The sequence below is a fragment of the Leucobacter sp. BZR 635 genome, from assembly GCF_048061935.2.
Lineage (GTDB): Bacteria > Actinomycetota > Actinomycetes > Actinomycetales > Microbacteriaceae > Leucobacter.
Genome location: NZ_JBLUNZ020000005.1, coordinates 1 through 14,365, shown reverse-complemented (window position 1 = coordinate 14,365; position 14,365 = coordinate 1). Strand labels below are relative to the sequence as shown.

Annotated in this window: 12 protein-coding genes; 7 read left to right on the top strand and 5 right to left on the bottom strand. The window is 67.8% G+C overall.

Annotation, left to right across the window (positions count from 1 at the left end):
• Positions 1-29: 29 nt before the first annotated feature.
• Positions 30-956: a tyrosine recombinase XerC gene (locus ACI1US_RS01090; RefSeq protein ID WP_461637456.1), complete on the top strand. Its 927-nt coding sequence runs from the start codon at positions 30-32 to the stop codon at positions 954-956.
• 73 nt (positions 957-1,029) lie between these two features.
• Here the strand turns inward: ACI1US_RS01090 and ACI1US_RS01085 are convergent, their stop codons facing one another.
• Positions 1,030-1,686, bottom strand: a complete 657-nt coding sequence (locus tag ACI1US_RS01085; protein WP_461637454.1) for a M23 family metallopeptidase — start codon at positions 1,684-1,686, stop codon at positions 1,030-1,032.
• Between the two features lie 168 nt (positions 1,687-1,854).
• Positions 1,855-2,178 (bottom strand): DUF2469 domain-containing protein, encoded by a 324-nt coding sequence (locus ACI1US_RS01080; protein ID WP_461637452.1) that lies wholly within the window; start codon positions 2,176-2,178, stop codon positions 1,855-1,857.
• An 86-nt stretch (positions 2,179-2,264) separates the two neighbouring features.
• Between ACI1US_RS01080 and ACI1US_RS01075 the strand changes: the two genes are divergently transcribed.
• From ACI1US_RS01075 to ACI1US_RS01060, 4 genes are read left to right on the top strand one after another with little or no spacing between them, the layout of a single operon-like run.
• Positions 2,265-2,921, top strand: coding sequence for a hypothetical protein (locus tag ACI1US_RS01075; RefSeq protein ID WP_461637450.1), 657 nt, complete (start codon positions 2,265-2,267; stop codon positions 2,919-2,921).
• A 3-nt stretch (positions 2,922-2,924) separates the two neighbouring features.
• Positions 2,925-4,415 (top strand): DNA polymerase Y family protein, encoded by a 1,491-nt coding sequence (locus ACI1US_RS01070; protein ID WP_461637448.1) that lies wholly within the window; start codon positions 2,925-2,927, stop codon positions 4,413-4,415.
• Entirely contained in the window at positions 4,408-8,013 is a 3,606-nt protein-coding gene (gene dnaE, locus ACI1US_RS01065; RefSeq protein ID WP_461637446.1) for a DNA polymerase III subunit alpha, read from the top strand. The genes ACI1US_RS01070 and dnaE overlap by 8 nt, the downstream gene beginning before the upstream one ends.
• A gap of 13 nt (positions 8,014-8,026) precedes the next feature.
• Positions 8,027-9,349, top strand: coding sequence for a nicotinate phosphoribosyltransferase (locus ACI1US_RS01060; protein WP_416549716.1), 1,323 nt, complete (start codon positions 8,027-8,029; stop codon positions 9,347-9,349).
• 425 nt (positions 9,350-9,774) lie between these two features.
• Here ACI1US_RS01060 and ACI1US_RS01055 read toward each other — a convergent pair whose 3' ends face one another.
• From ACI1US_RS01055 to ACI1US_RS01045, 3 genes are read right to left on the bottom strand one after another with little or no spacing between them, the layout of a single operon-like run.
• Positions 9,775-10,047 carry a DUF3039 domain-containing protein gene (locus ACI1US_RS01055; protein WP_416549717.1) on the bottom strand — a complete coding sequence of 91 codons (273 nt, stop codon included), beginning with the start codon at positions 10,045-10,047 and terminating at the stop codon, positions 9,775-9,777.
• Between the two features lie 45 nt (positions 10,048-10,092).
• Positions 10,093-11,664 carry a hypothetical protein gene (locus ACI1US_RS01050; RefSeq protein ID WP_461637443.1) on the bottom strand — a complete coding sequence of 524 codons (1,572 nt, stop codon included), beginning with the start codon at positions 11,662-11,664 and terminating at the stop codon, positions 10,093-10,095.
• Complete coding sequence (locus ACI1US_RS01045) at positions 11,634-12,971, bottom strand: ABC transporter ATP-binding protein (protein WP_461637441.1); 1,338 nt, start codon at positions 12,969-12,971, stop codon at positions 11,634-11,636. The genes ACI1US_RS01050 and ACI1US_RS01045 overlap by 31 nt, the downstream gene beginning before the upstream one ends.
• 76 nt (positions 12,972-13,047) lie before the next feature.
• On the opposite strand from ACI1US_RS01045, the gene ACI1US_RS01040 reads away from it, so the two are divergent.
• Together ACI1US_RS01040 and ACI1US_RS01035 are read left to right on the top strand one after the other, a co-directional pair.
• Positions 13,048-13,842, top strand: coding sequence for an ABC transporter permease (locus ACI1US_RS01040; RefSeq protein WP_461637439.1), 795 nt, complete (start codon positions 13,048-13,050; stop codon positions 13,840-13,842).
• Positions 13,843-13,846: 4 nt separating this feature from the next.
• Positions 13,847-14,365: ABC transporter ATP-binding protein (locus ACI1US_RS01035; RefSeq protein WP_461637437.1), on the top strand; the 519-nt coding region annotated here is incomplete at its 3' end.

The window sequence follows — 14,365 nt, the reverse complement described above, 5'->3', positions numbered from 1 at the left end:
GCCCAGCATTGTCCGTCAGGATAGGGGGCATGAGGCTCAGCGATGCGGTGTCGGCGTTTATCGATGCGGCGCGCCTCGAATATGGGTACTCGGCGCACACGATCCGTTCCTACCGGAGGGATCTCACCGAATTCGCTGCGTTTGCAGGCGACCAGGGACTACACGAACTCGCCGACGCGGACCTCGAGCTCATGCGTTCATGGCTATGGGAGCGGCAGCAGCGCGGGCTCGCGCCGTCGACGATTGCGCGAAACGTGGCGACACTCAAATCCTTCGGGTCGTGGCTCGAGTCTCGCAGCTTGGTTCCGGGAAATCCCGCCTCACGGTTGCGCACGCCCCGGGTGCCGAAGGCGCTTCCGCGCGTCCTGTCGCAGGAGCAGATGGACCGCGTACTCACGCGCGTAGCCGAGCGCGCCTCGGGCGGAGACCCGGAGCAGGTTCGGGATCACGCTGTTCTCGAGCTGCTGTACTCCTCGGCGCTGCGTGTCTCCGAGCTCACCTCTCTGGAGCTCGACGGCTTCAACCGGCGTGAGCGCAGCGTGCGCGTGGTCGGTAAAGGCAATAAGGAGCGGGTTGTGCCGCTCGGAGTACCTGCGGCCAAGGCGCTCGAGCGCTATCTTGCTGACGCACGCCCACAGCTCCTTGCTCGCAGCACCCCTGAGGCACCGCAGCACCACAGGGCGCTGTTCATCGGCAACCGCAACGCAGCTCCCCTGAATTCCGGTGCCGTGTATCGACTCGTGTCGCGCGAACTCGAACGCGAGCCCGGCGGCGGGCCAAGCGGCCCGCACACGTTCCGCCATACCGCGGCAACGCACCTCCTCGACGGCGGCGCGGACCTCCGTGTCGTGCAAGAGATGCTCGGCCACGCGAGTCTGTCAAGCACCCAGGTATACACGCACGTGTCGATGGAGCGCCTCGCCGCAACATACCGGCAGGCACACCCACGCGCCTAGCTAACCTTGCGGACCCACTGGAGGATTTTTGGGCTTGGGGCTCTGCTTGGGGATTAAGGGGACACTGCCGCGGCTACCAGGGCAAGAGCACCGGCCGCTCGGAGAAGTAGCGCAACGGATTCACGTATTCGTCGTCGACGCGCACCCCGAGGTGCAGGCACTCAGCGAGGCAGTGGCCGCCCTCACCGGTTTCGCCGATGATCTGTCCCCGCACAACACTGTCCCCTTCGGCGAGCCCACTCTCGCCCTGTTCGAGGGGCTCGAATGAGACAACAGTGCGCGCGTCGACGCGGATCGAGAGCACCTGTCGATCCGCGACCTTGCCAACAAAGCTCACCGTGCCAGCAACCGGCGCGAGCGCTGACTCACCCGGTCGTCCCGGAATGTCTATGCCGCGATGCCCTGCGGCGTACGGCGTCGGCGGCGGAAGATACGGTCCGGAAACCGCGAGCGGCGGGCCGAGCGGCGGTAACCAGCGCTCAGGAGGCACGGTAGGCGCGGTAGGCGCGGTAGGCGCGGTCGCAGTAGGCGCGGTCGCGGAGAACCCGACGGATGCCGCGACAGATGCAGGTGCAGGTGTGGTGACCCCAGACGCGAACACAGACTGCTGCGGCAATACCAGCACAGGTACCGCAAGCGCTCCCGCGCCCAGGCCGAGCAGGGATGCTGCGGCCAGGATCCGCCACAACAGAACGATCGGGCAGCGTGCGAGAACAGGCGTTGGGGTCATATCAACAGCATGCAGTGCGCGCAAATAATGCTGCGTCAGTTAGTGCGAGTTGTGGAAGGATCTGGCCGTCCGAAGCATTTCGCTCGGCTGTGGAGAATGATTGAACACCGCGCCTAGGAGGACTGCGTCACCCGGCCACGCCAAACGGCGCATCAGCCCACATGAGAACTACTCGTCGAGTGAGAGCTCCTGCGGCAGTTTGAATTCGCGAGCCGATAGCTCTTCGACGTTCACGTCCTTGAAGGTGAGCACGCGCACGGACTTCACGAAGCGGTCGGAGCGGTACACATCCCACACCCACACGTCACCCATGGTGAGTTCAAAGTAGAAATCGTTGCCCGCATCGTTCCGCTTCAGATCGACCTCGTTGGCGAGGTAGAAGCGGCGCTCGGTCTCGACTACGTATCGGAACTGACTCGCGATATCGCGATATTCACGAAACAGCGCCAGCTCTGCTTCGCGTTCGTATTCCTCAAGATCGTCTTCATTCATCACCCCCATCCTATGCCGCTTCGCCGACACGCGGGCGCCACGACTTCGAGCTTGACTGATTCGAACATATGTTCGAATATGGTCGCATGAGTTCCGCAGCCTCGCTTCCCGAGCTGCAGCAGCGCATCTCCGAGATGCAGCCGCTGCGGATCGACGAGCGCGCACTGCCCACGGCCCCGGGGCTCGGGGCGCTGCTGCCGGGCGGGGCGCTCCGGGCGGGCTCCGCGTATTCGGTGCAGGGTTCGTGGCAACTCGCGCTCGCGTTCCTTGCGGAGGCCTCGCAGGGCGGGGCCTGGTGCGGAGTGCTCGGCTGCCCAGAGTTCGGGGCCGAGGCTGCCGTGTCGCTCGGCATTGCGCTCGACCGCTGCGTGCTCATACCCGAGCCCGGCAAGCACGCGCTCACACTTGCGGGCACGCTCAGCGAGACACTTTCGGTCGTGGTCGCGCGGTTCGAGACCCGTGTCTCCCCCGCCGACATCGAGCGGCTCGCGGCACGGCTGCGCGAGCACGGTGCCGCCCTCGTGGTCGTTGGCGAGTGGGCGCGTAGCGAGTCGCGGCTCACGGTCCTATCGTCGCGCTGGGCGGGGCTCGGAGCCGGTCACGGCGCGCTCACAGCGCGCGAGCTCACGGTGCAGTCAGAGGATCGCCGCGGCTTGAGACGCCACTCCGTGCGCTTCGAGCGCGGCCGTCTCGCGGTGGATCGTCGCGAGGCACCACCGCTACGCGCCCTCAGGGCGGTGTGAACAGTGCCTCCCGAACGCGTCATTGTGCTCAACCTCACCGACTGGCCGAGGCCGGGCAGCGGTGTGGCTGCGCGCGCGGCAGACAGCGCTAGCGAGCCGCGCGACTTCGCGCCCGTGTTCGCAAAGCTCACCGAGCTCGTGCCGGAGATCGAGGAGATCCGCCCCGGGCTCGTGGCGATGCGGGCGCGCGGGCCCGCACGCTACTACGGCGGCGAGCACGCGGTCGCCGCCGTGTTGCGCGGTTTTGCGCACGACGAGGGGCTCGGGGCGGCCCGAGTCGGGGTCGCCGACGGCCGTTTCGCGGCGGAGCAGGCAGCGAGCGTCGGTCCTTCCCCCGGTGATGGAGTGTGGATCGTCGCCCCGGGCGAGTCTGCCGCGTTTCTCAGCGAGCTGCCCGTCGCGCGCGGCACCGATGAACGCCTGGGCGAGCTGCTTCCCGGGCTCGGCATCTACACGCTCGGTGCGTTTGCTGCGCTCCCGGAAGATGCTGTGCGGGCGCGTTTTGGCCCGGCCGGGGTGCTCGCGCACCGGCATGCCAGCGGCGAGGATGCCGAGCGTGGCGAGCCGATCCGCGCGCAGCAGGCGGCGCGCGACTTCGTGCTGAGCCTCGATTTTGAGCCGCCAGTTGCGGGCACCGAGCAGCTCGCATTCGCGTGCAGTGCCCTCGTCGAACGCTTCATCGGCGCCCTGACTGCGGAGCGGCTTGTGTGCACGTCGCTGCGGGTGACGCTCACCGATGACATCGGCGTGCGGCACGAACGCGACTGGGCGCACCCGCGGTTCTTCTCGCCGCAGGACACGCTCGCAAGGTTGCGTTGGCAGTCAGAGAGCCTCGTTGCGGGGTTTGCGGGGGCGGGCGACGAGCGCGCGGGGGCGGGCATCTCGGCGGTGCGGATCGCGCCCGTGCGGACCGACCGGAGCGCCGCGCACGAGCCCGGGCTGTGGACGAGCGGGCCCGACGAGCGTGTGCACCACCATCTCAGTCGGGCGCAGGGGCTGCTCGGCCCGGGTGGCGTCGGAACGATGTCGCTCGACGGCGGGCGGTTATTGCGTGACCGGCAGCGCTTCACCCACTGGGGATCCGCTCCCAGGCGCGACCGTTCCCCGGGTCCGTGGCCCGGATCGCTCACGGGGCCGACCCCAAGCCTCGTGTTTGCCCCACCGCTGCGGGCCCGGCTGCTCGACGCGGGCGGCGAGGTTGTGGGGATCGACGATGAAGAGCTGCTCTCGGCGATTCCGCACGCGCTGAGCGTGGAGGCGCAGCAGACGCCGGGCGCGGTGCGTGGCTGGTCGAAGCCGTGGCCGATCCGCGAGCGCTGGTGGGAGGGCAGGCCCGAGCGGTTCCGGCTGCAGGTCGAGCTCGACACCGGTGACAGCTGGCTGCTGCTCGTCCGCGCCCACCCCGGTGCCCGACCCGGTGCCCGCCCCAATGCCCGCGAGGCCGACGTGCCGGGCGCTGCCGCAAGCTGGTTCGCGGAGGGCCGCTATGACTGAGCGCGCGCGATCCTCACTGCCCGAGTACGCGGAGCTGCACGCGCACTCCCACTACAGCTTCCTCGACGGCGCGTCCTCCCCCGAGCAGCTCGTCACCGAGGCACGCCGGCTCGGGCTCGCGGGCCTCGCGCTCACCGACCACGACGGCTTCTACGGCGCGCCAAGATTCGCGGAGGCCGCACTCGCAGCGCCCGATTTCCTCACCGTATACGGGGCGGAGCTCACGCTCGGTCTCGACGCCCCACAGCTCGGCGCGGCCGACCCCGCGGGCACGCACCTGCTCGCCCTCGCCCGCGGCACGGGCGGCTACCACCGGCTCGCGGCCGCGATCACCGAGGCGCAGCTCGCGGGCGGCGAGAAGGGCCGCCCCCACTACGACATTGAGGAGCTCGCGGCCGCGGCGAATGGCGAGTGGGCCATCCTTACCGGCTGCCGCAAGGGCGCGGTGCGGCGGGCGCTCGAACGTAGTGACAGCCCGGGCAGCGCAGGCCGCGCAAGCAGCCGCGGTGGCCCAGGCGGGCGCGGCAGCATTCCGGGAGCCGGGCAGGGCGGCCGGCTCGGCGACGCTGCGGCGCGCGCCGAACTCGACCGGCTTACCTCGCTCTTCGGGCACGACAACGTGTTCGTCGAGCTCACGCATCACGGCCACCCCGGCGATGACGAACGCAACGCGCGGCTCGCAGCACTCGCCGCCGAGGCTGGCCTGCCGACACTCGCGACGGGGGCGGTGCACGCGGCGACACGCCCCGAGACCCGCACCGCAGAGGCGATGTCGGCGATCCGCTCCCGGCGCAGCCTCGCCGAGCTCGACCCGCACCTGCCGGCTTCGGGGGCCGCGCACCTCCGCAGTCCCGCGGCGATGCTGCGTCACTTCGCCGGGCATCCCGACGCCGTCGCCCGCACCGTGCCGCTCGCGCGCGAGCTGGCATTCTCCCTCAGGGAGGCGACGCCCCGGCTCCCGAAGCTCGACCTCCCCGAGGGGCACACCCAGATGAGCTGGCTTCGGGAGCTCGTCTGGCAGGGCGCCGCGGAGCGCTACGGGGCGGGCCGCGACGCACTCGACGCTCCGAGGCGGGAGCGAATCGAACGCGAGCTCGATGTCATCGAGCAGCTCGACTTCCCCGGCTACTTCCTCATCGTGCACGACATTGTGCGGGAGGCGCGCTCGCGCGGGATCCTCTGCCAGGGGCGCGGATCCGCCGCGAACTCAGCGATCTGCTACCTCTTAAAGGTCACCTCGGTCGATTCGATTTTCTACGGCCTGCCGTTCGAGCGGTTTCTGTCGAGCCTGCGCGAAGAGGAGCCGGACATCGACGTCGACTTCGATTCCGAGCGGCGCGAGGAGATGATCCAGTACGTGTACGCGAAGTACGGCAGGCGCAACGCGGCGCAGGTCGCGAACGTCATCACGTATCGTCCGAAGGCGGCGATCCGCGACGCAGCAAAGGCGCTCGGCTACAGCCCCGCAGAGCAGCGGGCGTGGACGAGCGGCATCAGCCACCACGACGACTTCCCAGAGGTCAGCAGCCCTCACACCGGCGAGGGTGCGGCGCAGCACGCGCAGGCCCCGGTCCACAAAACCGGAAACGCGCGCGACGCGGGCAGTGAGCGAACCCAGCGGCGGGAGCGCCCAGGAAAGCCAGGGAACACTCCGGGTAACGACCTCAGCTCCCCCTACGCGGCAATCCCCGAGGCTGTGCTCCGCCTCGCGGCCGAGCTGAAGGGGGCCCCACGGCATCTCGGCATTCACTCGGGCGGCATGGTGCTCACCGAGCGGCCCGTCGGCGAGGTCTGCCCGATCGAACACGCTCGCATGGAGCATCGCACCGTGCTGCAGTGGGACAAGGACGACTGCGCGGCGATGCGGCTCGTGAAGTTCGACCTGCTCGGCCTCGGCATGCTCAGCGCGATCGATAAAACACTCCGCATGGTCGCGGCGGCAACCGGCGAGGAGTGGACGTTTGACACGATCCCGAAGGAGGAACAGGGCGTCTACGACATGCTCTGCCGGGGCGACGCCATCGGCGTCTTCCAGGTCGAGAGCCGCGCGCAGCTGAACACGTTGCCCAGGCTCAGGCCGCGCAGCTTCTACGACCTCGTCATCGAGATCGCGCTCATCCGCCCGGGCCCGATCCAGGGCGGCGCGGTGCACCCGTACCTGCGGCGCCGGGCCGGCAAGGAGGAGATCACCTACTCGCACCCGAGCCTCGAGCCGGTGCTCAAGCGCACGCTCGGGATCCCCCTCTTCCAGGAGCAACTCATGCAGATCGCAACAACCGTCGGCGGGTGCACGGGCGAGGACGCGGATCTGCTGCGGCGCTCGATGGGCTCCAAACGCGGCAAAGAGCGCATGGATTCGCTGCGCGAGAAGATCTTCGCAGGCATGCGTTCGAACGGCATCGACGGCGAGCAGGCACAGCTCGTCTACACGCAGCTCGAGTCCTTCGCCGACTTCGGGTTCGCCGAGAGCCACTCGATCAGCTTCGCGCTCATCGTCTACGTGAGCTCATGGCTGAAACTGCACTACCCGGCGGTATTCCTCGCGGGGCTCTTGCAGTCGCAGCCGATGGGGTTCTACTCCGCGCGCAGCCTCGCCGAGGACGCGAAGCGGCACGGCGTCAAGGTACTGCCGCCCGACGTGCAGCGCTCGGCAGTGCACGCGGGGGTCGAAGCGCGCACAGACCGCGCCGCGGGCGGTGCTGCTGTCAGTGCCGCAGCCACTGCCGCAGTCAGCACCGCCGGCAGTGCTGCGGCTGGGTCAGCGGCCGACCCCGCTGCGACCCGACCGCTGCCGCCCACGGGCCTCCCCGAGTGCGCCGAGCACGATCAACCGATTGTCGGCGCGTTCAACGACACCGCTGAAGACGCGAGCGGCAAGCATCGCCGTGACGGTGCCCACGCCGTGCGGCTCGGGCTCGCCGAGGTGCGCGGTATCGGGGAGCGTGTCGCCGAGCGGATCGTTGCGGCGCGCTCCTCTGGCCCGTTCGCCGACCTCGCTGACCTTGCCCGTCGCGCAGACCTCGACCGTGAGAAACTCGAGGCGCTCGCCTCCGCGGGGGCGTGCGCTGGCCTCGGACTGAACCGGCGAGACGCACTCTGGGGTGCCGGCCCGGCGGCCGAGAACCGCGACCGCTTCCTGCCGGGGATCGCCGTGCACGTGCAGCCGCCGCTCCTTCCCGTGCTCTCAGAAGCCGAGCAGACCTCCCTCGACCTTTGGACGACGGGCGTCGCAACCGGCACCCACCCGCTTGCGCTGCTCCGCGAGACCCTCGATGCTCGCGGCATCGCGCGCTCAGACCTCGCGCGGAATGCCCCCAACGGGTCGACCGTCGCGGTCGCCGGCCTCGTCACCCATCGGCAGCGGCCCAGCACAGCGGCGGGCGTCACGTTTGTCACGCTCGAAGACGAGAGCGGCACAGTGAATCTTGTTGTCTGGGCGAAGGTCTGGCAGGCACACCGGTTTGTCGCCCAGTCTGCCCCCGCGCTCATCGTGCGCGGGGTCGCCGACCGCTCACCCGAGGGGGTGTTTAACGTCATCGCGCACGACTTCGAACCGCTCCCCGCGCCACACGCTATCGCGTCACGGGACTTCCGTTAGCTATGCTGGCGAGGTGCATACCTCAACTGCTTTGCTCACCGACCACTACGAGCTCACTATGGTCGATGCCGCGCTGAAAGCCGGCACCGCACACCGCAACAGCGTCTTCGAGCTGTTCGCGCGCAGGCTCTCCGGGGCACGACGCTACGGCGTGGTTGCGGGCACCGGGCGCCTCCTCGAAGCCATCACCGAGTTCCGCTTCACCGATGCCGAACTCGAGTTTCTCCGCACCAACAACGTCGTCAGCGCAGAGACCATTGACTGGCTCGCAAACTACAAGTTCACCGGCGACATCTGGGGTTACCCCGAGGGCGAGGTGTTCTTCCCCGGCTCCCCGCTCATCACCGTCGAAGCGAGCTTCGCCGAGGGCGTCATCCTCGAAACGCTCGCGCTGAGCATCATGAACTACGACTCCGCGGTCGCCACGGCCGCCTCGCGCATGGTCTACGCGGCAAACGGTAAGCCGCTCGCCGAGATGGGCTCACGCCGCACCGGAGAGCGCAGCGCAGTCGCTGCCGCACGCGCCGCCTACGTTGCCGGCTTCAGCGCGACCTCGAACCTTGAGGCGGGCCGCAGCTACGGGATCCCCACAATGGGCACCGCCGCGCACTCGTTTACGCTGCTGCACGACAGCGAGCGCGAAGCATTTGAAGCGCAGATCGCAGCCTTCGGACCCGACACCACGCTGCTCGTCGACACCTACGACACCGAGCAGGGCGTCCGCACCGCGGTCGAGGTCGCCGGCACCGCGCTCGGCGCCGTACGCATCGACTCGGGCGACCTCCCAGTCATCGTCGTCGAGGTGCGCGAACTCCTCGACTCGCTGGGTGCAACCAACACCCGGATCACCGTCACGAACGATCTCGACGAGCACACCGTCGCCGCCCTCGCCGCCTCACCCGTCGATTCCTTCGGTGTCGGCACCTCGGTTGTCGTCGGCTCCGGCAGCCCGACCATGGGCATGGTCTACAAGCTCGTCGCGCGTGAAGACGACAACGGCGAGTGGGTCTCCGTCGCAAAGAAGAGCACCGACAAGGCTTCCGTCGGCGGACGCAAGAGTGTGCGCCGACTGCACAACGCCCGCGGTGTCGCCCGCTCCGAGCTCATCTTCCTGGGCGATGGCCCGGGAGGGGCAGACGAGGGGGCCGAGGTTGCCGAGACGAGCCGCGAGGTGCTCGAGCACCTCGTTGTCCGCGGTGAGATCCAACCACAGTACATCGGCTCGGACGGCATCGAGCTGGCCCGCAAGCGCCACCGCGAGTCCATTGCGGAGCTCCCCCGCGTCGCGATGAGCCTCACCCGCGGCGACCCCGCGATCCCGACCGAGTACCGCTAAGACGGAATCGTTCTCACCACCACGCTCAAACCGAGTCTTCACGGTTGAGGGCACTTATCTGAGCGGTCAGCACGTGCCCGCGACGTGTGCACACCCGGTGGGAGTTCTCTGAGGCGCTCCCGCCTCCGCGGCCGGTGCCGGTGCCGGTGCGAGACTTACGGTGCTCGGCGATCCCAGCGGTCTCCCGCGCTGGCGTTGAGCCGCAGCATGTCGCATCCCGCAGCTACACGGCCCCGTTTAATCTATTCCGCCCCGTTTTCGCCCCACGCAAGGGTCGGTTTGAATTAATAGGGTCGGAGAGGAAGCGAGAGCTGACCGCTGCGCCCCAGAGCCCTGCGCCCAGAGCCCAGAGCCCAGAGCCCAGAGCCCAGAGCCCAGAGCCCAGAACCCTGCGCCCGTAACCGTGAGTGCGCGAGCAGGTCGGGCTACTTCTTCATCCGCTCGTAGACCTTCTTGCAGTCGGGGCACACGGGGAAGCGCTCGGGATCGCGCGACGGCGTCCACTTCTTCCCGCAGAGCGCCCGCACGGCCTTACCCGTGACAGCGGACTCTACGATCTTGTCCTTCGGCACGTAGTGCGAGAATCGCTCGTGATCGCCGTCCTCGATCTGCGAGTCCTGGATGAGCTCTTCCAGTTCGCGATCGAGAACATCGAGGCTTCCGCCGGTGTCCGGTGCGTTGCGCGTGAAAATACCCATGCAGGCATTGTACCCGCTCAGGCGCTCCGTGAGTCGAACCCTGGCTTAGTCGAAGATTTGCGTGACAGCGAGGATCTCGGGACCCTGCTTGTCAAAAATCTTCCCGCCGATTGCCACGCCGCCGATAAGCACGACGAGGCCGAAGCCCACGCCGAACGCAAGCGCCCACATGTTGCCCAGGAAGGACACATCGGCGATCGCAGCAGCCGACGCCCACACCGGGGCAACCGACAGCACGAGCGCAACGAGCATCGACATCGTCTGCGAGGTGCCCGATCCCGAGCCTGACCACTGCGGCTGCACAAAGGGGCTATCTCCCGGTCGCGTCGCCGGGTACGGCATGAGCGCGGAGAACACCGAGGCAACGCCGGTGGCGATGAACAGCACGCCAACGTTCATGCCGATCACCGCGGGAAGCGCCCGCCAGTCGCCCATAAAGGTGACGGTGATGCTCGAGCCGATAATGGCCGCGGGCAGTCCGAAGATGAGGATCGGGGCCAGCCGGCCCGCACGATCAGCCCAGCCCTTGATGCCGCTTGCGACATGCTCCCAGATCGCGGTGGAGTCCATCGCGATGTCATTGTGCTGCGACCAGCCGAGCAGCAGCATAAAGATGGGCAGCGGCAGCGCGGCAGCAAGTGTGACATCTGCGCCGGCCACGAGGAACGCCGCGACGACCCCGACGGGCGCAATCGGCAATGCGAGGAGCGCGATACGGTAACGCGGATCACGCTGCCAGTATGTAAGCTGCCTTGCGGCGATCACGGGAGCGGGTCTGGCGGGGAAGCGTTCGAACCAGCCGAGGCCGCGACGCGCGCTCAGCACATCACGCGGGCGCTCAACGGTGCTGAGCGACCGGCTGACAATGGCAAACCATGCAATCACGAGCACAATCACGGTGCCCCCCAGCACAGCGAGCCGTAGCATCGCGGACTCCTGCTCGCCAGCAGCAGCTTCGGTGAGTGCGGCGAATCCTGCACCAAACGGCGTCCAGGCCAGCACTTCAGACGCGTCGATGAGTACCTGGTTCGTGTCGGAGCCGAGGCTTTCCGCGACCACGAACACGAGCAGCGGCAGGAAGGCGATGCACAGCACCGCGCCGGTGAGCCGGAGGCTACCCGCAAAGCGTTCGCCGACGACGAGCTGCGAGAGGCCCGATCCTACGCGAACTGCGACGACAGCGAACAGTGCGGTGAGTACGAGTGCGAGCGGTACGATCCCGCCGCCCGTGTGCCACTCGGGTCGCGCAAGCCAAAGCGCCACCAGCCAGGCCACAAGAATCAGGAACGGCCAGCTTACGACCGTCGTCACGAGCATCGACAACGCAATGTTTGCCGGACGTGCCGGGAACTGGGCGAACTGCCTGGGTACGAGCGTGCGTCGACTGTCAAACAGCGGAATGAGCAGTGCAACTGCGAGCACTACCGACCCGATCGTGACATCGAGCACGTTGCGCAGCTGGCCCGGGTCGGTGAGCCAGGCCACGGCAAAGGGAACGAATGCGGTGGCAGCGAGCGCGAGCAAGAGCAGGAAAGCGACACGGATCCCGCGGAGTACCGAGCCGCGGAACAGGCCCCCGGCGAGCGCTACTCGGAGTCGGAAGAGCCGTGCAACCACTGCAGTCCCTTCTGTGATTCGTCGACACCGGTGAGGAGCCGGAAGCGCTCTTCGAGACTGGTGCCGTCACGCACCTCGTCGACCGTGCCCTGCGCGATAACCGATCCGTCGACGATGATGACCACGTGGTCACAGACGCGCTGAATGAGATCGAGGCTGTGGCTCGACATGACCACGCTGCCGCCGCCGGCGACATACTTCTCGAGGATGTCCGTCACGTTAGCGGCTGACACCGGGTCGATCGCTTCGAACGGCTCATCAAGCACGAGCACGTCGGGGGCGTGGATCATCGAGCACGCAAGCGCGATCTTCTTCTGCATGCCAGCGGAGTAATCCGATACGAGCCGGTCAAGCGCAGACTCCAGACCGAACGCCACAGCGAGCTCGCCGCTGCGCTGCGCGACGTCTGCCTCGGCGACGCCGTGCAGGACGCCAGAGTAGTAGAGCAGTTGTGCGCCCGTCAGCCGGTCGAACAGTCGCAGACGGTCCGGGAGCGTTCCGATGAGCCGCTTCGCTGCCGCCCCATCAGCCCACACGTCGACGTCGCCGACGGCAACGCGACCGGAGCTCGGCCGCAGTAGGCCGCTGATCATCGACAGCGTCGTGGTCTTACCGGCACCGTTTGGCCCGACCACGCCCGTGAGCGACCCGGCATGCACTTCGAAGGAGACTTCGTTCGCTGCGACCGTCGCGCCGTACACCTTCGTAAGCATCTCGGTGCGAAGCACGACAGGGTTCTGCTCGGCGATCCGGCCGCGCTCTCGCGCACGCACCACAGAGGGTGTCGGCACCTCGATGCGGTTGCGGGCGGGAGTTTCAGGTGCTTCGGCGGCCTCACTCGGCGCAACCGGCCGGGTGCGCCGCGCGCGCGGCGCGGCTACGGGCTCAGCGCCAGCGGGCACGGGCGACGCGTCGGCGGGGGCCGGAGTCGCCGGAGTCGCCGGAGTCGCCGGAGTCGCCGGAGTTTCAGGCTGGATCACTGACGAAGCGGGGACTGCAGAGACCGGCGGGGCGGCCGACACTGGCGGCGCGGCCGATGCAGCCGACACCCGGGGAATGACTCTCGTGTCGTCCGAGTTCATGGCTGCAGCAGCGGCCTCGTCGCCTGACGCGTCGTCGCGAGCCGACTTGACAGCATCCGACTCGCCAGCGTCCGACTCGCCAGCGTCCGACTCAGCTGAAACGACTTCGCTCGGGTCGAGCGCGGAGGGCATATCGCTGTATGCGAGGGTCGGCCGACTTTCTGCAGCACCGAGTTCCGCGTCCGGCGATGGGTCAGACGGCGAAGACGGGGTTTCTGGCAGCACCCCACTAACCTACCAAATGAACAGCGGTCCGCGAGCTATAGTGCGCGGCAGAGCTGAACCCGGCAAGATAGTTCCTGTGAAGACATCCGAAAATGGCCCGGGGGGCGGTAGGCGCAGCACGGCTTGGTCCTCGCTGTGGCTGCTCACCAAACGCGATCTGAAGGTCAGGTACTCGACCTCGGTCCTTGGCTATCTCTGGTCAGTGCTCGACCCGCTGCTCATGAGCGTCATCTACTGGTTCGTGTTCACGCAGGTCTTCGATCGTTCGGTCGGAGAACAGCCCTACATCGTCTTCCTCCTCACCGCGCTGCTGCCGTGGATGTGGGTGAACGGATCCCTCACCGACGCCACCCGGGCATTCCTGCGCGACGTGCGGCTCGTGCGCTCGATCGCGCTCCCCCGCTGGATCTGGGTCGGCAGAATCGTCGCCTCGAAGGGGATCGAGTTTCTCCTCAGCCTCCCCGTACTCGTCTTGTTCGCCGTGTTTGCCGGGGCCACCGTGTCGTGGCAGCTCGTGCTCTTTCCGCTGGGTGTGATCCTGCTCGCGATCCTCACCCTCGGTCTCAGCCTCATGATTGCGCCGCTCGTCGTGTTCTTCCGCGATCTCGAACGCGCCGTCAAGCTGCTGCTGCGGGTGCTCTTCTATGCCTCCCCCATCATTTACGGCGCGGCCGACCTGCCTGACTTCGCCGTACCGCTCGCCTGGCTCAACCCGCTGTCGGGCATCTTCTCGCTGTTCCGAGCGGGATTCTTCCCGAGCCAGCTTGACTGGGGCCTCGTCGCCTCCGCCGCCGTGATCTCACTCGCCGCCCTCGCGCTCGGGCAGTGGGTGTTCCGCCGCTCAATCGGCGGCGTACTGAAGGAAATCTGATCCGATGACGAACACGCAAAACATCATCTCGGTTGTGGATCTCGGCGTGCGCTTCAAGCGCAACCGCAGCTCGCGTCGCAGCTTCAAGGACCTGTTCGCGGGGAGCAAGCGCCGCACGCGGCCCGGCGAGTTCTGGGCGCTGCGAAACGTCTCCTTTGACGTCGCCCCGGGCGAGGCGATCGGTGTCGTCGGCCGGAACGGGCAGGGCAAGTCGACGCTGCTGAAGCTCGTCGCGGGGGTGCTGCTCCCAGACGAGGGCACCGTCAAGGTGCACGGAGGCGTCGCGCCACTCATCGAGCTCACTGGCGGCTTCGTCGGCGACCTCACGGTGCGCGACAACGTCTGGCTGACGGCCGGGCTACACGGGCTCAGCAAGCGTGAGATCAGCGAGCAGTTCGACGAGATCATCGGGTTCGCAGAGGCCGAGGCTGTCGTCGACACCCCGTTCAAGCATCTCTCGAGCGGCATGAAGGTGCGCGTCGCCTTCGCGGTCGTCTCGCAGCTCGATGAGCCAGTACTCATT